This is a genomic window from Cohaesibacter gelatinilyticus (genome assembly GCF_900215605.1).
In the GTDB taxonomy this organism is placed as follows: Bacteria; Pseudomonadota; Alphaproteobacteria; order Rhizobiales; family Cohaesibacteraceae; genus Cohaesibacter; species Cohaesibacter gelatinilyticus.
Genome location: NZ_OBEL01000009.1, coordinates 98,405 through 116,267, shown reverse-complemented (window position 1 = coordinate 116,267; position 17,863 = coordinate 98,405). Strand labels below are relative to the sequence as shown.

Sequence of the window (17,863 nt, the reverse complement as noted above, 5' to 3'; positions counted from 1 at the left end):
CATGTTAAGAGCAATGCTTCATCAACAAAAACCCCTTCGGATCCGTCCAAAGGGGCGTTTGTCGGTCCAAAACTATAGCTCGTATCAGCTGTTCCTGATCTGGGATCAGGGCCTGAGAGGGTGCAGGCCATCCCTGTCGATACACTCCTCATCTCAATCGCCATCAAGGATGTATCTGTGCGCTCGCCTATCGGCCGTCACATAAGCATAGGGTTTTGTAGGGAATACGGTAAGTCTGAAAAATGTAATGGTGTGCTGTATTACACCATTAGTTTTGACATGCAGTTTTAACGCTACAACAAATTGGCTTGCGGATAAGGACTAAAAAAGAGAAGCTTAAGCGACGGATTCCAGTGCAGTCCGCTCACAATTGTAGCATAGATCGTCAATGACTTCTTTTTGGACTTTGATATTTCCAGCCAGAAGATGAACATAGATGCCAATGGAAGTGCTGTCTTGGGACTGTAGATTGCTTGATATAGTTGACGGCAGATTGGAAATATGACCAACCCATAATAAATCTGGCGCCTGATTGGTTGCCTCAATTGAAACAAGAAGCACACAATCGGAAAAACTGCTCAGATCTTTAAGCTCAATACGCGAAAACAGATAGGAATGGCCGCCTTCCCCTTGCCAATAGCAAAACCGATTGGGAAGGTTAGCATGTATGCTTGTTTTTTTCTTCGGACCAAGGTTCATGTAAATTCCTAGCCAGCTTCTTGCATTCCATCATCTCGATCGGAACAAATATAGAACATAAATCAAGCCGAATCAAGCTTAGAAAGATCTACATTATGTAGTATAGCTTTTAGGTAAATACAATATGTTGATTTTATGATTGACTCTTGGGTGCTAGATAGGGGCGGTCTTCTTCCCTTGCTTCTGCGAGCAATGCATTGGATGTGCTTTCAATCTGCTCCGTAAGTGTGTCGAAAAATTCTTGCCCTTTCAGACCTGGTTCAATCGGGGGAAGGATCTGAACGATCATCTTACCAGGATAACGCATGAAGCTGCGGCGTGGCCAAAAAAGGCCGGAATTGAGGGCAACAGGAACACAAGGCACTTTCAGGATTTGATAGATAGAGGTGATGCCAAATTTATATTGTGGTTCGCTATCAACAGGACGACGGGTTCCTTCCGGATAGATGATGATTTGGCGGTCGTCTGCAATTTCTTCCTTGGCGCGTTTGAGCATCTGCTTCAGCGCTTTCGATTTCTGACCACGGTTGATAGGAATCATACCAGCTTTGATAGAACACCAGCCGAAAAAGGGAATATGCTGCAGTTCGCGTTTGAAAATGTAGACAGGATCTTTGACCAAAGGAAGGAGAGCAGCAGTCTCCCAAGCGCTTTGATGCTTGGAGGCCATGATAATCCCACCTTCCGGGATATTTTCTTTACCTCGAAACTCGACGGTTCCGCCGACGATGACTTTAAACAGCCAAGCGGTGGAGGTGCCCCAGAAGCGAATGACTTGAATGATATAGTACCGTGGGAGAACAAAGGTGATCATGCAGATCGCTACCAGAAAGGCCGTATTGAGGTAAAATGCTGTATTAAACAGGGCGGAGCGGAGAAACAGCATGTTTCATTTCCTCACATCGTCGTGGATTTTGCTCGTTATGTGCGAAAAATGGCGCTGTGTCCATCCTCATTTCGCCAGACGCTCGCCGCTTAACTGGAAAAAGGCCAAAAGGAGTTTGCCATATTCCTTGATGAGGAGTTTGAGTGTATCCGGTTTGCTTATCCGTCGCCTGAATGTCTCATTGTTTGTATGCGGTACACTATAGCTTTGGAAGGTAATATCAGGTGAAGCGCGTCGCATTTCCAGCATGGTACGTGACATGTGGTAAGCACTGGTCACGACGATCAGATTGTCATAACCATGCTTCTGAGCCCACTGAGCGGTTTGGGTTGCATTGGCCACCGTGTTCAGAGCACGGCGGTCGAGCTCAATGCAGCAGCTTCGTTTCTCACTACTGATTTTCAGATTGCTAGGTAAATGACCAAGTTTGAATTTGGGATGAACTCCTGAGATCAGCAACTTGTCGCCAAGTCCTTTCGCAAATAAAGAGCCCGCTGCTTCAAGTCGTCCTTTGCCACCGGTTACAACAACGATTGCATCGGCTTTGTCGGGAAGGTTTGAGCGGGTCTGCAGGGCGTTGGACGCGAAAAGCAAAAAGCCCCAGATCAACAGGGCACATAGACACAAGCCTAGAACCGCAAATGCCAAAAGCCATCTCAAGAGATTACGATGACTGCCCGGAGTTTTGGGCGCAAGAGAAGGAGTGCCTGTCTTGCCGTTGGGTGGTGACAGGTTGGATGGAGAAGCAAAAGGGGCACTGGCTGTTGTGTGATCTGACATTTCTGTCTTTGGATCCCCAAGATAAGGCGTTCTGCCATCGGTTAAGTGATTCATCCTTGTTCCAAGAATGACATGAAACATGCCAGATGAGTGTGTCTTTTTCTAGCCGGTCATGATCGTTGAGCAATCGTCGCATGTTAATGCAGTTTGCTCAAAGTCTTCATCACCGTCAATCTTGTTGTTATCGCTGTGAGAATCGCAATGACAAATGTCAACCCGAGCGTTGCGAGATAGGCTGATAAATCCAGCCCGATTACGCCCAGAAGTGCCTGCATCTGATCGGCCGCTGCACTTGCAGTGTCATTGGAAAGCAGAAGCTGGAAAATCACGAAAGTCAAAATAGCAAACAACCCACCTGCCAAACTGCCTTTCAGACCAAGAGTGAAGAATTTGCGTTGGAATTCTGAAGCGATGAAACGGTTGCTGGCTCCAACAAAATGAAGGACTGCTATTGTTTCCTGATTACCTGCCATCGCGGAACGGGTGGCGAAGATGACAGTAAGTACCGTTGCTGCAAGCACCAGAAATAAAATTGTGAAGCCAATCAGAATGGCGGTTTCGGCCATGGAGCGAAGGCGTTCAACCCAGAAACGATGGTTGTCGAGAATTGCTCCTTTGACCTCAGCTTGTAGTCTGGAAGATAGCCCAATGAAATCGACATCGGAGGGATTGGTAATCGTCAACTCGATCAGTCTTGGAATTGGTAAATCGTCAAATGCAAGATCAAGCCCCAACCAAGGTTCCAGCAAGGCACTGGATTCAGCGATGCTCAATGCCGTGGCTTCACCAATGCCGGGGCTGGCTCGGGCGATTTCGATGGCTTTGGCCAACTGGGCTTCGATATCGATACCATCAATTTGGCGAATTTGAATGGTTGCACCTCGGCCAATATCGCTTTGCCAGTCACGAGTCGCACTCGAAATCATTGTCACCGCAGCAACTGTGAGGGCGGCCAAAAAACTCATGATTGCGATAACTAGTACCAAAGCGTGGCCGGCAATTGTTCCTTTGGGAACGATTGGACCGGGTCTTTTGCCAATGGCAAAGGGGTTGCTGGAGCGCTCGTGAGATATACCACCACTTTGTTCGGACGACGGCATTGGAGGTGGTGTCGAAGCAGAGGGCATGGGAGGGATGTTGCCGTTTGGGCCAAGGTTCGGTCCTGAACCCTGTGACAAATTCTGGGTATTGGATGGAGTATTGATCATGAACGGTCTCCATCAGTCATAAATGAACAAAGCGCCGTCATTGAGCACAATTCGGCGAGCCTGAATTTGATCCATGAGACCGGTATCGTGGGTGGCAATGACGATAGAAGTTCCAGAACGATGCAGTTCGATGAACAAACGGAGCAGTCGGCGTGCCAGAATGGGGTCGACGTTACCGGTAGGCTCATCAGCCAAGAGTAGTTTCGGACGGGAAATGAGGGCACGTGCGATGGCCGCTCGTTGCTTCTCGCCACCAGACATGACGGGTGGATAGACATGCATGCGATGGCCAAGTCCCACCCATTGCAGCAATTCCTTCACGTCTGTTCTGTAATCCTGCTCGGACAGTCCTTGCACGCGCAAAGGCAAGGCAACGTTCTCAAATGTAGTCAGGTGATTGAGAAGCCGAAATTCCTGAAAGACAAAGCCGATATTGCGACGTAACTCTGCCAACTCATCATGATCAAGGCGTGCAGTATCTTTGCCAAAGACCCTGATCAATCCCCTATTTGGCTTCAATGATAGAAACATCAGCTGCAAGAGAGACGTTTTTCCCGCACCGGAAGGACCGGAAAGAAACTGGAAGGAGTTGGGGCCGATGTCAAAGGAGACATCGCGGAGCACTTCGCGACCGACACCATAGCGCAATCCTACATTTTCAAACCGAATCAAAGCTGTCGCTCCCGTATAAGATTGGGATGAGATTGCCTGATTGCATCTGTCTTGGCAAAGCGCCAGTTGTTGATAATCTATATTGTGGATGATTCGGAAAAGAAAAATATCGACGGCTTGATGTCGATCGGTCAAACGCGGCGCTGTTTCCATGAAGATTACCTGCCCCAACTGCACTACTTCTTATCAGGTTCCAGACAATTATCTGGGGGAAAACGGTCGCAAAGTACGATGTGCCAATTGCGGTGATACCTGGTTGGCCAAGTCGGAAGCTGATGATGCCAAAAGTCTGGAGCAAGCACTGGATACCAGTCAGGACGATGTAAAGAATATGGTTTCTGGCGGCGAAGAACAAAGCCAGGACAATATAGACGCTTTGTTTGACAGCGCTTCAGGTGCTGGTGAAGACCAGAGCCAGGATGATATCGATGCTCTGTTCGATAGCCCCTCGGGCGGCGGGGATGATCAGAGCCAGGATGACATTGATGCATTGTTTGACAGCCCTTCAGATGGTGGTGAGGATCAGAGCCAGGATGATATCGATGCTCTGTTCGATAGCCCCTCCGGCGGCGGGGATGATCAGAGCCAGGACGATATTGATGCATTGTTTGACAGTCCTTCTGATGGGGGGGAAGAACAAAGCCAGGGCGATATTGATGCATTGTTTGATAATCCTTCTGATAGTGGAGAGGAGCAAAGCCAGGGCGACATTGATGCTTTGTTTGGAGAGGATGATTCTGCGCCCGAGATTGATGTAACCCAAGCGGCAATGTCAGAGAGATCAGATCAGGATAGCCCCGTTGTTGACATGATGGATGCAGATGCTTTTGAAGCACAAAAAGCTGTCGCAAAAGGGAAAGGCAAAACCGGCCAGGATATAGAATCTGCTGTTCGTAAAAAGCGGCACTCGAAAGGCCGTGCGAAAAACAAAACTGCCGGCGATGGCAAGAATGATCGCCTCTATTGGTTAAGCGGTGGTGGTGCTTTGGTCGCGAGTCTTATGTTAATTGTGGGCTTTTTTGCAATGCCAGCCACATTTGTTCGCTTGTCTCCGGATTTTGCCGGTCTTTATTCCATGTTGGGAATGGAGGTCAATCTCAGCGGGGTTTCCTTGCGTGGTGTCTCTGCTCGGTTGCAACAAAAATCCGGCACACCCGTGATATCTGTTGAGGCTGATCTTGTGAATGCTGGGGGAGAGCCGGTTTTATTGCCAAAAGTGGAGCTTTCAGTGCTTGGCAAGGACGGCATAGAGCTATATTCATGGTCATTGGAACCAGAGGGAGTTGGCTTGGGGCCAGGAGAGAGCAAGACGGTCTCTTCTCAGGTGGCGGCTCCGGTCCAGGCGAAGCAGATTTCTTTGCGAGTGACTCCCTCCAAATAGGTACCAGGGTCTGATGTTGACCGCCGAAATTTTTTCGGACTCTGGTTATATGAAAAACTCTGGGTTTTCTGATATCTGCTACGATGATTTCAGGTGAATTCGGAGTTTTCGAGAGAAACGGACGATCAGATCTTCATGACTGACATTATCCATGTCCTCTATGACGAGGATACATTGGCCAAACGCAATGCAGATCTGGCAGAGGAAATCGCCAATGCGGGCTACGAAAATCTGCTCGTGATTGCAGTGCTAAAAGGCAGCTTCGTCTTTGCCGCGGATTTGTTGCGATCTCTATATCGGGCAGGCGTTCCGCTGGAAGTAGAATTCATGTCGCTATCCAGCTATGGCAGTGGAACGAAATCAACCGGGAATGTACGTGTTGTGCGGGATATTGAGACACTCGTCGAAGGACGTGATGTTCTGCTTATCGATGACATTCTGGAATCCGGACGAACACTGGCTTTTGCCAAGCAATTACTGAATGAACGGGGGGCTCGTCGGGCCGACGTGGCTGTCTTGCTGGATAAACCAGGTAAGCGTGTAGCAGAGATTGATGGCGACTATGTTGGTTTTGAATGCCCCGATGAATTTGTCGTTGGTTATGGTATGGATAAGGGACATGCATATCGTGAAGTGCCGTTCGTAGGATATCTGAACCCGGAAGACTAAGATTTCCTGCCGTATAAGCTTGAGTGTTCACGGGGTAAATTGACCCTCTGTTACGCAAATATCACGCTTCGCTGCCAGTTTTGAATTAACCTCAGGTTTTTGTGGCAAACTTCTTCGTGTTCCAGTAAACAGGATCTTGACTGAGTATCGCGACGATATTGACTGAATGGGATTGGGTATGCGCAAAACACTTTTTTTGACGGCTGGTCTGTTGATGGCAAGTTCTGGGTTGGTTCATGCCGCAGACTATGGGTCTGCATTGTCATCACCCAGTCCTTTCATCAGCGAACTGCGTATGGGCGTTCTCGCTCATGACGTTGACAGACGCGAACAGGGCTCTATCGATATCCAGGGTGAGGTGCTTTTCTCACCACTTTGGGGTGATGCTGAAGACAAGTCCTTCCTGAATGTGCTTCTGACACCGCGTCCTCATATAGGTGGATCGGTGAATACTGCAGGTGACACCAGCTATGGTTATGTTGGTCTTAGCTGGCTATATCCAATCTGGGGTCCCGTCTTTATTGAGGCCAGCTTCGGCGGTGCTGTTCATGATGGCAATTTGAAAGATACCGATCCTAAGCGCGAGCCACTTGGTACCCGTGCTCTGTTCCGTGAGACCGCTTCCATTGGTTTCGATTACGATAATTATCGCTTCATGTTGACTGTGGAACATCTCTCAAATGCCGGCCTTGGTACATGGAACCATGGATTGACCCATGTCGGTGGACGTGTCGGATACAAATTCTGATCATATGATCCTGTGTTGATCCATCCTGTCATTCGGATGGATTGATAAGGCTGAGACGTTTGATAAAGTGCATTTGGAAACAAATGCGCTTTTTCTTTTGCCTGCATTCCTGTGTTTACGCTCTTCAGTCAGAAAAGGGGCCAATAATGGTCAAACTCAATAAGATCTATACCCGCACGGGAGATAAAGGTACGACGATGCTTGGAAATGGCGAGCGTCGGGCCAAACATGATTTGCGGGTCGATGCTTATGGCACGATGGATGAGACCAACTCCATCGTGGGTTTGGCCCGTTTGTACATGGCGGAATTTGCAGAACTGGATGCCATGTTGTCAGATGTTCAGAATGATCTGTTTGATCTGGGGGCGGATCTATCAACGCCTGATACCGGAGAGGAGCTGCCTTACGAGCCTTTGCGAATTCTGGATAGTCAGGTTGAGCGGCTGGAAGGACAAATCGATCAGCTGAATACCGATCTTGATCCGTTGAAGAGTTTCATTCTGCCTGGTGGCAGTGCTGCTTCGGCGCATTTGCATCATGCTCGGACAGTTTCGCGCCGTGCAGAGCGCCTGGTTACGGAATTGGCAGCGATCGAAGAAGAAAATATTTCCCCTCAATCCATTAAATATATCAATCGACTATCTGATTTTTTCTTTGTGGCAGCTCGTTGGACCAACGACAAGGGGCGTGAGGATATCTTATGGATACCGGGTAAGACCCGATAGGTTTTCTGTTTTAGCCATCTGACCGATAGGGTTCTGCTATGTTCATCCCTTTGCATGACAAAAACTCACTAACTCATGTTCGCCTGCAATTCGTCACGCTTGGTGTGATCGCTTTGAATGTGCTGATCTTCTTGCTGACCAATTCTGGTAGCGCGGGATTGGTACTGCAGGATTATGCCCTTGCTTTTGGTTTGATTCCTCGGCAGTTCTCAGATTTTCAAGCCGTCGGTCTGGCCCTATCAGATCCGATTTTGCTGACGGCTCCTTTGTCCTATGCTTTCTTGCATGCGGACTGGATGCATCTTCTTGGAAATATGGCCTTTCTTTGGGTATTTGGCGACAATGTCGAAGATGCCATGGGACATTTCAGGTTCCTGCTCTTCTATTGTCTTTGCGCAATGGGAGCAGCCGCATTTCATATTGTTGCTAGCTGGGGATCTCCGGTTCCGCTGATTGGTGCATCCGGAGCAACATCGGGAATTGTGGCTGCGTATTTGATGCTTCATCCCAATATCAAGATATGGGGATTGTTTCTTGGACGAATCCCGTTACGTGTTCCTGCCTACATTTGTCTTGGTGGCTGGCTGATCTTGCAGTTTATAAATGTTTGGCTTGATTCCGAAGGTGGGGTTGCTTGGTGGGCTCATATTGGTGGAGCGGTTTTCGGCGCATTGCTGATCCCCGTCATGAAACGCACCAATGTGTCGCTTTTGGATGGATATTGGGATGATAAGGCCTGATATTCTTCTCAATTGTCGGGTCTGCGGCATCAAAGCTGTGAGAAAAGCAGGAGCATCATAATATTTTCTCATAGCACTCCGACTCACGGACCGTTGACACCGGGCAAGAGAGGAAATACCGTCCTGTCCGACCATCCGGGACTCAAATGCGCGGCTTGTTGATCTGCAAGGGCAAGTCAGCGCATCGAAAATACGATTGGGGCACTTTGTGCTCACTTTGGAGACATACTCGATGAAGATTCTGGTACCCGTAAAGCGGGTTGTTGACTACAACGTTAAGATCCGTGTTAAAGCCGATGGCTCTGGCGTTGAACTTGCGAACGTCAAGATGTCGATGAACCCGTTTGATGAGATCTCGGTTGAAGAGGCCATTCGTCTGAAGGAAGCTGGCAAGGCATCCGAGATTGTTGTTGTCTCGGTTGGCCCGCAGCAGGCTCAGGAAACTCTGCGCACTGCGTTGGCGATGGGCGCAGACCGTGCGATCCTGATCAAGACGGATGAAACCGTTGAGCCATTGGCCGTTGCCAAATTGCTGAAGGGCGTTGTTGCTGAAGAAAATCCTGAGCTGGTTGTTCTTGGCAAGCAGGCCATTGATGATGATAGCAACCAGACCGGCCAGATGCTGGCAGCTCTGCTTGGCTGGCCCCAGGGCACCTTTGCTTCTGACGTTGAGCTTGGCGAAGGCAAAGTGACTGTCACCCGCGAGATCGATGGCGGTCTGCAGAAGGTCGAGCTGAACATGCCAGCGGTGATTACCACCGATCTGCGCCTGAATGAGCCACGCTATGCGTCTTTGCCGAACATCATGAAAGCCAAGAAGAAGCCTTTGGACACCAAAGCGCCTTCTGATTATGGCGTTGATATCGCTCCTCGTCTGGAAGTTCTCTCCACCGTTGAGCCTGCAGCCCGTCAGGCTGGTGTCAAGGTGGCAGATGTCGCTGAGCTGGTTGACAAGCTGAAAAACGAAGCTGGCATACTGTAAGGCAGATTGAGGAGATAGAGATATGACGACCCTTTTGATTGCCGAACATAACAATGCGGCTTTGAATGATGCGACCACCAAGGCGATGACTGCCGCTGTCCAATTGGGCGCCGACGTGCATGTGTTGGTGGCTGGTAAAGATTGCGGTGCAGTGGCTGAGGAAGCTGCCAAACTGTCTGGTGCTACCAAAGTGATTGTTGCTGAAAGCGATGAGCTGGAGCATCAGTTGGCCGAGCCAATGGCTGCTCAGATTGTCGCCATGGCTGGTGATTATGATGCGATTGTTGCGGCTTCCACCGCCAACGGCAAGAACTTCATGCCACGTGTGGCAGCCCTTTTGGACGTGATGCAGCTGTCTGACATCACCAAAGTGGTATCCGCTGATACTTTTGAGCGCCCGATCTATGCCGGTAACGCTATTCAGACCGTGAAGAGCACTGATGCAACGAGGGTCATCACTGTTCGGACCGCGACCTTTGCCTCTGCTGGCAATGATGGATCTGCCGCAGTTGAAGCAGCAAGTCTTGCTGATGCTCCAGGCATCTCAGCTTATGCTGGTGAAGAGCTGTCCAAGTCCGATCGCCCGGAACTGGCGTCTGCCAAGATCATCATCTCCGGTGGTCGTGCAATGGGCTCCGAAGAGAAGTTCAAGGAGGTTCTTACTCCTGTTGCTGACAAGCTGGGGGCGGCCATCGGTGCCTCCCGTGCTGCGGTTGATGCGGGCTATGCGCCAAACGATCTGCAGGTTGGCCAGACTGGTAAGGTGGTTGCACCGGAGCTTTATATTGCTTGTGGTATCTCTGGCGCCATTCAGCATCTGGCTGGCATGAAGGACTCCAAGGTCATCGTTGCCATCAACAAGGACGAAGAAGCCCCAATCTTCCAGGTCGCAGATTACGGCCTCGTTGCCGATCTCTTCGATGTCCTTCCAGAGCTCGAAAAAGCACTGTAAAATTGATGTAAAAGGGCGCGGTATCCGCGCCCTTTCTTCTTTTCGCATTTGCGAAATGAGTAAAAGTCTGCCAGTATCGCTTTCGGACATTTCCGGCTGGCTCTGTTCTTCCTCCCGCGATTAGAACGACCAGTCACGGACTGGTATTAGGACCCACCTCTAGGGCCACCCCGCATTCATTCGGCCATATTTATGGCAACTGGTGATACACATGGTTTCAGAAATCAAAAAAATCGGAATTATCGGCGCAGGCCAGATGGGCAATGGAATTGCTCATGTCTGCGGCCTATCGAACTATGATGTGATTCTCAACGATATTTCTCAAGAGAATCTCGATAAAGCTATGGCGACCATCCAGGGCAATCTGGCCCGTCAGGTAGCTTCCGGCAAGGTTTCTGAAGAGACGAAGAATAATGCGTTGGACAAGATCAAGGCCAATGTAGCATTGGAGTCTCTTGCCGATGTGGATCTGGTTATTGAAGCCGCAACCGAGAATGAAGACGTTAAGCGCAAGATTTTCGCTGCCGTCACACCTATCATTCGTCCGGATGCAATCATTGCATCCAATACCTCTTCCATTTCCATCACCCGTTTGGCAGCATCGACCGACCGAGCAGAGCATTTCATTGGCATTCACTTCATGAACCCGGTTCCGATGATGAAGTTGATCGAACTGGTGCGCGGTATTGCGACAGATGAATCTACTTTTGCGGTCGCGAAGCAGTTTGCTGACAATCTTGGTAAAACTGTTGCCGTATCCGAAGATTTCCCTGCCTTCATGGTCAATCGCATCTTGCTGCCAATGATCAACGAAGCCATCTATACTCTTTACGAAGGTGTTGGTACCGTCGAAGCCATTGATACCGCATTGCGTTTGGGCGCCAATCATCCAATGGGGCCGTTGCAATTGGCCGACTTCATTGGTTTGGATACTTGTCTTTCCATCATGCAGGTTCTTTATGATGGTCTGGCTGACACCAAATATCGTCCTTGTCCGCTGTTGGTCAAATATGTCGAGGCGGGCTGGCTGGGTCGCAAGACACAGCGCGGTTTCTACGATTACCGAGGCGAGACGCCAATCCCGACCCGTTAAAGTCGAGATTAAGGCCAATCACAGTAACGTTTCAAAGGTCGCCAACTGGCGGCCTTTTCTATATTTTACTCGTTCAAATTGTCTTGGTTCCGGTTATCACTTCTTAACTACGTTTTAAGGGGATGAATGGTAGTCTCGCGTCAGATTGATCTCGATTGATGATATCTGGAGCCGATTATGTCCAATGTAGCTTCTCTTGGTGCTTCTGTTGCCTATACAAACGCTGCGCAAGGAAAAATGGATCTTGGTGTGACTTTGGCCAAGATGGCACAAAATTCAGACAATGCCATGGCTGGGCTTCTCGATAAACTGGTTCAGCAAGGTCAGCAAAATGATGCAGCTGCGCCAGCAGGAATGGGTAAAGCAGTCAACATCAAGGCCTGATGCCTTTGCATTTAAATGTATGATTTTACAAAACCCGGTTATGCCGGGTTTTGTTGTTTTTGGCAGAAATCCTGAAGTTCACACAGATTTGTGATCAGGTCGCGAGCTGTTCTTCAACTTCGGTTAACCACGATCCAGCACCGTAAGGCGGCAAGTGTTTTAGTCGAGGAGTATTATATGTCTGGAGTATCGGGTTGTGCCAGCTGTGCTGGCGGTCATGGAGCTGCTGCTGCGCCAAGTCCTGCACCATCAGCACCCGCGGCAACGGCCAATGCGGCACCAGCCGCTAAGGCCCCATCAAGTCCACCGCCTCCACCACCCGGATTGGGTGGTGCGGTTGATATTTCTGCATGAAGCAAAATAGGTCGGATTTTCCGGCCTATTTTATTGGAATTTTGTTTTAAAAATCTTGAACCGAGCCTTTTCCTCCCCAAACCGCCCACAAGGATACCGTGACGGATGGTGAGGGAGGGCATCAATGCATTTCTGGCCTATTTGTTGTCAATCACTGTTTGTAGCAGAGCAACGGCCTTATCGTCGGACCAAGCGGCGGGGCCGGCCATATAGCCAACAGCGCACCCTTCCTTGTCCAGAACCAAAGTGGTTGGCATGCCGAAAGCAAGGCCTTGTTTTTTCAGGTCGTGGAAGATCTTCATGCTCTTGTCTGAATAAAGCGCCAGATGCTCGGTCTTGATCTCATCCAGAAAGGCCATGGCTTTTTCCGGTCCCTTGCGATCGATATTGACAGCTACAACTTCGAAACTGTCGCTGCCCAGCTTGGCCTGCAGCTCATCAAGATCCGGCATTTCCTTTTTGCAGGGTGGGCACCAGGTGGCCCAGAGATTGAGCAGGATGGCCTTGCCTTTGAAATCAGCAATGGTTTTGGCCTCGCCATTTGCGTCATTGAAGGTCAGCTCACTCATGTCGCCTGGGCGAGGGGAAATCTGCAATGCAGCAATGGCTCCACCCACCATTGGTTTAATAGTCTGTGCAAGAGTCTTGGATGCGGTGCAATGCTCTGCGGATTGCGCATTGCCAGATGCCCCAAAGATCACGTATACCGCCAGACATGCTGTTGCCAGTCCCCGGCTGGCACGCGCCAGATTTTGGCCAAATCTGTGGTGTTGAATAGCTGTCGGGCTGACTGGTGGGGTAAGTTTGGTCATTCTGGCTGGATCCTTCCTCTAGGCAGACAATCAGGATGCACTATATATTGCCAAATGAAGCAAAAATGCAGCATGTGATTTTCTTGTCGGTCATTGTTCCATCCGCTGTTGATAGCGGCCCTTACAATGACCCGTTGACGTAGGTAGACGGTAACAATGAGCAACAAAATGTGGGGGGGACGTTTCTCGGAAGGTCCTGATGCCATCATGGAAGAAATCAACGCTTCCATCGATTTTGACAAAAAACTCTATTCTCAAGATATTACCGGCTCCAAAGCCCATGTGGCGATGTTGGCTCATCAGGGTATCGTCTCCAACGACGATGCCAAGGCCATCACAGATGGCCTCGATAAGATACAGGATGAGATCGAACACGGGGAATTCACTTTTTCGCGTGCACTGGAAGACATCCACATGAATGTGGAAAGCCGCCTTGCAGATTTACTTGGCCCAAGTGCGGGCCGTTTGCACACCGCTCGCTCTCGCAACGATCAAGTGGCGACCGATTTCCGCCTCTGGGTTCGCGACACCATGGATACGCTGGATCTTCAGCTGGCTGAATTGCAGATGGTGTTTGTCGAAAAGGCAGCCGAGCATGCAGGCGTGGTGATGCCAGGCTTCACCCATTTGCAAAGTGCGCAGCCGGTAACCTTTGGCCATCATATGCTCGCTTATGTGGAAATGCTGGGCCGCGATCGTGGCCGTGTCCGTGATGCGCGCAAACGCATGAATGAGAGCCCATTGGGCTGTGCGGCGCTGGCGGGTACCTCTTTCCCTATTGATCGTCACATGACGGCTGAAGCTCTTGGCTTCGATCGTCCTACCGCCAACAGCCTTGATGGTGTGTCTGATCGTGATTTTGCTCTGGAAGCCCTCTCTGCTGCATCCATTTGCGCCATGCATCTGTCCCGATTTGCTGAAGAACTGGTCATCTGGTCTTCCGCCCAGTTCCGTTTCGTGAAGCTTTCTGACAAATTCTCTACCGGCTCTTCCATCATGCCGCAGAAGCGCAATCCTGATGCTGCCGAACTGGTTCGTGCCAAGGTTGGCCGTATCATTGGCGCGCTGAATGCTCTTCTGATCGTGATGAAAGGTCTGCCGCTGACATATTCCAAGGATATGCAGGAAGACAAGGAGCAAGCATTTGATGCTTTGCAGAATCTGTCTCTTTGCATCGCGGCCATGACCGGTATGGTCAAGGATTTGGAGCCGAACAAGAAAGAGTTGAAGAAAGCTGCTGGTTCTGGATATTCAACGGCAACCGATCTTGCTGACTGGTTGGTGCGCAATCTCGATATGCCATTCCGTAATGCTCACCATGTAACCGGCAGTCTCGTGGCCATGGCATCCGAGCGTAATATTGAGCTGCATCGCCTTACTCTGGAAGACATGCAGTCTGTTGAGCCGACTATCACCGAAGATGTGTTCACGGTTCTCTCTGTCGACAAATCGGTGCGCAGCCGTGTCTCATATGGCGGCACCGCCCCTCAGAATGTCCGCAAACAGGCAAAACGTTGGTTGAAAGTGCTTGAAAAAGACCTGGCAGCTAAGCAATAGTCGTTTCTAATTCCAATGGGCTTGCCGGAATGTGCTACATTCTGGCAAGTCTTTGCAGGATCTGGAATTTCAGATCCATAAGCTGGGAAAACCAGCATATATTCTCAAGGAGCTGCCCGGATGGCTTTGATTTCTGCTTCTTCCAAACGACTGACATTGGTTGTTCTGGCTGTATTGGGTATGGCCGTGTCTGGCTGCGGACAAAAAGGCCCTCTTGTGGCTCCAACCAGCAATACCAATGTCCAAACTGATCCTGTCGATCCAGACGTGGTTGATGGCAAGGTAGATGGGCAGGTGGTTGAACCTGTGCCAACCAAGGCACCGGATGATCGCTTCATTCTGGACGGTTTACTATAATCGTTGTTGCCGGTTCGCGTTCTACACATTTGTAGCCACTTCCAAGAGACGAGATGGCCGAAAAAGGTTTGGCCGGACTTGATGTCCTGTATGTACAGGCCGTGACGAGAGGGATTTAGTCATGCACCATTTCGATTATAAAGACGGTGTCATGTATGCCGAAGATGTTGCCATTCCTGAATTGGCAGAAAAAATCGGTACACCTTTCTATGCTTATTCCAGTGCGACTTTGGAACGTCATTTCAAGGTCTTCAGCGAAGCTTTTGGTGATGTACCTTCACTTGTTTGCTATGCGATGAAAGCCAATTCCAATCTTGCGGTATTGAAGACCTTGGCGCGTTTGGGTGCTGGTGCAGATGTTGTCTCGGAAGGTGAATTGCGTCGCGCTTTGGCGGCGGGCATTCCAGCCAGCAAGATCCTGTTTTCCGGTGTGGGTAAAACCCGACGTGAACTGACCTTTGCTTTGGAACAGGAGATTCTTTGCTTCAATATAGAATCCGAGCCCGAGCTGGATTTGCTGAGTGAAGTGGCAAATGTCCTTGGCAAGGAAGCGCGGATTTCCCTGCGTATCAATCCGGATGTTGATGCGAAAACTCATGCCAAGATCTCAACTGGTAAGTCCGAGAACAAGTTCGGTATTCCCTGGAAGCAGGCAAAGGATGTTTATGCCCATGCTGCCAGGCTCCCCGGTATCAAGGTAACCGGCATTGATATGCATATCGGTAGTCAGATTACCGAGTTGGAGCCGTTCGATTCAGCATTTGAGCGCCTTGGTGATCTGGTCAAGACGTTACGTGCAGAAGGTCACGATATCGACCATGTTGATCTGGGTGGCGGTTTGGGTATTCCCTATCAGTCCAGCCAGACACCTCCGCCACTGCCGCGTGATTATGCGGAGACCGTGAAAAAGCATGTTCGCGATCTGGATTGCAAAGTCTATTTCGAGCCAGGCCGCCTGATTGCCGGCAATGCTGGTATTTTGGTCACCGAAGTGGTGTATCGCAAGGACGGAGAAGGCAAGACTTTTGTCATTGTTGATGGGGCGATGAACGATCTGATTCGCCCAACGCTTTATGACGCATGGCATGATATTCGCCCAATCACTGAACCAGGATTTGATACCCCGACCTCCAATGTCGATATTGTTGGTCCGGTTTGTGAGACAGGTGATTATCTGGCGCTTGATCGGCCTTTACCGCAGATGCAGTCCGGTGATCTGATCGCTGTGATGTCTGCCGGCGCCTATGGTGCGGTTCAAGCCAACACCTATAATACCCGGCCATTGGTGCCAGAAGTTCTGGTCAATGGAGATCAGTGGCATGTGATCCGTGAGCGGCCAACTTATGAAGAGATGCTGGCACTGGATAAGATTCCGGATTGGTTGGCATAAGTTACCTCTCACGGCTCTATTCCCCTCACGGCTATTCCTGATCTGATGATCAGGGCCTACGGGAGTGCGCTTTGCGCTTGCCTGTCGGCCGTCAGAAAAGAAAGGATTTTCTTTTCTGGGTCCTTTTCCCTCGTCAAGCTCTCAAGGGAAAAGAATTCGATGAAAACACTTGGTTTTCATCGGGAAGCGATAGCTGACCGGGCCGACATGATACGCCATCGAGCCAAAGCGAGATGATAAGCGTATCGGCAAGGACGGCCCGTGCTCTCGCAGGCCCGAGCAGAAGCGAGGAATAGCTGGTAAGAGGTATTAAATTCCAATAAAAAAGGATGGCTAAGAGCCATCCTTTTTGAAACACATGATGTGTTCGACCTAGTTCAGCATGCTTGCGCTCAGCGATTGCGGTGCTACCACCGTACCGGACAAAGCGTCCTTGACGGCTTTGCGAATTTCCGCCAGCGAAAAGGGCTTTGGCACCACATCATGGATGTGAACTGCCAATTTCTCGCAACGCTCGCGCTGATCGGCAAAGCCGGTCATCATCAAGATGGTCATCTCTGGCCAATCTTTGGAAGCTGATTTTGCAAGAGCAATGCCATCCATCATCGGCATTTTGATATCTGTCAGCAACAAATCAAAATCACCGTCCTGCTCGTTCAGCACATCCATGGCATCCATGCCGTCTTCAGCGATTTCGACATCGTGACCATCCATCATCAATGCCCGCTGGACAAACATGCGAACCCCATCATCATCTTCTGTTAGAAGAATACGGGCCATCCACTACCACTCCCATCATTCTTTTATCGCACCTGAATCACTTCAGTTATTGACCTATCATGACAATAAAATAGTTGATCAAATGCAAAGGAATTGGAGTTTGGGGATGGATGCGCAAATTTTAGCCGTGGGAAACATATTTTCTCTCGCGGCTTTATGCCCCTCGCGGCTATTCCTGATCTGATGATCAGGGCCTACGGGAGTGCGCAGCCAAGCTGCGGTCACCTGTCGGTTCCCGGTAAAAGCGCGATGCTTTCACCGACTTCTTTTATCCTTGAGAGATTTGTGAGGGAAAAGAATCTGCAAAAGGAAATCCTTCCTTTTGCGACGGCCGATAGGCAAGCGCACTGCGTATCCCCGAAAAGTTGCAGACTTTTCGGATCAGGATTCGTGCGAAAGTGCGTGCTCTCGCAGGCCCGAGCAAAGCGAGGAACCGCCGGTAAGAGGTATAAAGCCGTGAGAGTTAAAAACGGGAGGTTTTAACCTCCCGATGTCACATAAATAGTGAGCATGATCAAGATGATTGCGACGAACTGTGCGATGACGCGCCAGCGCATGAGTTGTTGCGAGCGATTGGGATTGTTGCCCTTGAGCATATTGAGAAGTCCCATGACCAGCACGATGGCAACGATGATCAGGGCAATAGGGACCAGACTGGGCAAGATGGCGGACATGGGGTCTCCTGAAGGTCTTT

The 17,863-nt window shown here is 49.9% G+C and carries 20 protein-coding genes; 13 read left to right on the top strand and 7 right to left on the bottom strand.

What is annotated here, in order from left to right; all coding sequences use genetic code 11:
* Positions 1 to 832: 832 nt before the first annotated feature.
* The 4 genes from CRO57_RS23390 to ftsE all read right to left on the bottom strand — a co-directional run bounded on the left by CRO57_RS23390 (position 833) and on the right by ftsE (position 4,245).
* A complete protein-coding gene (locus tag CRO57_RS23390) occupies positions 833 to 1,585 on the bottom strand; it encodes a lysophospholipid acyltransferase family protein (protein WP_097155950.1) in 753 nt (250 codons plus the stop codon).
* A 66-nt stretch (positions 1,586 to 1,651) separates the two neighbouring features.
* Positions 1,652 to 2,419: a YdcF family protein gene (locus CRO57_RS23385; RefSeq protein ID WP_170956231.1), complete on the bottom strand. Its 768-nt coding sequence runs from the start codon at positions 2,417 to 2,419 to the stop codon at positions 1,652 to 1,654.
* A gap of 83 nt (positions 2,420 to 2,502) precedes the next feature.
* Complete coding sequence (locus CRO57_RS23380) at positions 2,503 to 3,573, bottom strand: cell division protein FtsX (protein WP_097155948.1); 1,071 nt, start codon at positions 3,571 to 3,573, stop codon at positions 2,503 to 2,505.
* A gap of 12 nt (positions 3,574 to 3,585) precedes the next feature.
* Positions 3,586 to 4,245: a cell division ATP-binding protein FtsE gene (gene ftsE, locus CRO57_RS23375; protein ID WP_097155960.1), complete on the bottom strand. Its 660-nt coding sequence runs from the start codon at positions 4,243 to 4,245 to the stop codon at positions 3,586 to 3,588.
* A gap of 151 nt (positions 4,246 to 4,396) precedes the next feature.
* Between ftsE and CRO57_RS23370 the strand changes: the two genes are divergently transcribed.
* The 10 genes from CRO57_RS23370 to CRO57_RS25035 all read left to right on the top strand — a co-directional run bounded on the left by CRO57_RS23370 (position 4,397) and on the right by CRO57_RS25035 (position 12,273).
* Positions 4,397 to 5,626, top strand: a complete 1,230-nt coding sequence (locus tag CRO57_RS23370; protein ID WP_097155947.1) for a zinc-ribbon domain-containing protein — start codon at positions 4,397 to 4,399, stop codon at positions 5,624 to 5,626.
* Positions 5,627 to 5,761: 135 nt separating this feature from the next.
* Positions 5,762 to 6,295: a hypoxanthine phosphoribosyltransferase gene (hpt, locus tag CRO57_RS23365; RefSeq protein ID WP_097155946.1), complete on the top strand. Its 534-nt coding sequence runs from the start codon at positions 5,762 to 5,764 to the stop codon at positions 6,293 to 6,295.
* Positions 6,296 to 6,473: 178 nt separating this feature from the next.
* Positions 6,474 to 7,043, top strand: a complete 570-nt coding sequence (locus CRO57_RS23360) for an acyloxyacyl hydrolase (RefSeq protein WP_170956230.1) — start codon at positions 6,474 to 6,476, stop codon at positions 7,041 to 7,043.
* Between the two features lie 146 nt (positions 7,044 to 7,189).
* Positions 7,190 to 7,768: a cob(I)yrinic acid a,c-diamide adenosyltransferase gene (locus CRO57_RS23355; RefSeq protein ID WP_097155944.1), complete on the top strand. Its 579-nt coding sequence runs from the start codon at positions 7,190 to 7,192 to the stop codon at positions 7,766 to 7,768.
* A 38-nt stretch (positions 7,769 to 7,806) separates the two neighbouring features.
* Complete coding sequence (locus CRO57_RS23350) at positions 7,807 to 8,508, top strand: rhomboid family intramembrane serine protease (RefSeq protein ID WP_097155943.1); 702 nt, start codon at positions 7,807 to 7,809, stop codon at positions 8,506 to 8,508.
* A gap of 232 nt (positions 8,509 to 8,740) precedes the next feature.
* Entirely contained in the window at positions 8,741 to 9,490 is a 750-nt protein-coding gene (locus CRO57_RS23345) for an electron transfer flavoprotein subunit beta/FixA family protein (protein ID WP_097155942.1), read from the top strand.
* A gap of 22 nt (positions 9,491 to 9,512) precedes the next feature.
* The gene (locus tag CRO57_RS23340; RefSeq protein ID WP_097155941.1) at positions 9,513 to 10,442 is read left to right on the top strand and encodes an electron transfer flavoprotein subunit alpha/FixB family protein; all 930 of its coding nucleotides are present in this window, start codon (positions 9,513 to 9,515) and stop codon (positions 10,440 to 10,442) included.
* Between the two features lie 211 nt (positions 10,443 to 10,653).
* A complete protein-coding gene (locus tag CRO57_RS23335; RefSeq protein ID WP_097155940.1) occupies positions 10,654 to 11,535 on the top strand; it encodes a 3-hydroxybutyryl-CoA dehydrogenase in 882 nt (293 codons plus the stop codon).
* A gap of 177 nt (positions 11,536 to 11,712) precedes the next feature.
* On the top strand, positions 11,713 to 11,919 hold the full coding sequence (locus tag CRO57_RS23330; protein WP_097155939.1) for a hypothetical protein: 207 nt from the start codon (positions 11,713 to 11,715) through the stop codon (positions 11,917 to 11,919).
* Positions 11,920 to 12,096: 177 nt separating this feature from the next.
* Positions 12,097 to 12,273 (top strand): hypothetical protein, encoded by a 177-nt coding sequence (locus CRO57_RS25035; RefSeq protein ID WP_210200991.1) that lies wholly within the window; start codon positions 12,097 to 12,099, stop codon positions 12,271 to 12,273.
* A gap of 137 nt (positions 12,274 to 12,410) precedes the next feature.
* Here the strand turns inward: CRO57_RS25035 and tlpA are convergent, their stop codons facing one another.
* Positions 12,411 to 13,085 (bottom strand): thiol:disulfide interchange protein TlpA, encoded by a 675-nt coding sequence (gene tlpA / locus CRO57_RS23325; protein WP_097155938.1) that lies wholly within the window; start codon positions 13,083 to 13,085, stop codon positions 12,411 to 12,413.
* A gap of 156 nt (positions 13,086 to 13,241) precedes the next feature.
* Between tlpA and argH the strand changes: the two genes are divergently transcribed.
* The 3 genes from argH (at position 13,242) to lysA (ending at position 16,389) form a co-directional block, all read left to right on the top strand.
* Positions 13,242 to 14,642, top strand: coding sequence for an argininosuccinate lyase (gene argH, locus CRO57_RS23320; protein ID WP_097155937.1), 1,401 nt, complete (start codon positions 13,242 to 13,244; stop codon positions 14,640 to 14,642).
* 120 nt (positions 14,643 to 14,762) lie between these two features.
* On the top strand, positions 14,763 to 14,999 hold the full coding sequence (gene lptM / locus CRO57_RS23315; RefSeq protein WP_097155936.1) for an LPS translocon maturation chaperone LptM: 237 nt from the start codon (positions 14,763 to 14,765) through the stop codon (positions 14,997 to 14,999).
* A 121-nt stretch (positions 15,000 to 15,120) separates the two neighbouring features.
* Positions 15,121 to 16,389 carry a diaminopimelate decarboxylase gene (gene lysA, locus CRO57_RS23310; RefSeq protein WP_097155935.1) on the top strand — a complete coding sequence of 423 codons (1,269 nt, stop codon included), beginning with the start codon at positions 15,121 to 15,123 and terminating at the stop codon, positions 16,387 to 16,389.
* 372 nt (positions 16,390 to 16,761) lie between these two features.
* Here the strand turns inward: lysA and CRO57_RS23305 are convergent, their stop codons facing one another.
* Together CRO57_RS23305 and CRO57_RS23295 are read right to left on the bottom strand one after the other, a co-directional pair.
* Entirely contained in the window at positions 16,762 to 17,169 is a 408-nt protein-coding gene (locus CRO57_RS23305) for a response regulator (protein ID WP_097155934.1), read from the bottom strand.
* 479 nt (positions 17,170 to 17,648) lie between these two features.
* Entirely contained in the window at positions 17,649 to 17,843 is a 195-nt protein-coding gene (locus CRO57_RS23295; RefSeq protein WP_097155932.1) for a twin transmembrane helix small protein, read from the bottom strand.
* Positions 17,844 to 17,863: the final 20 nt, after the last annotated feature.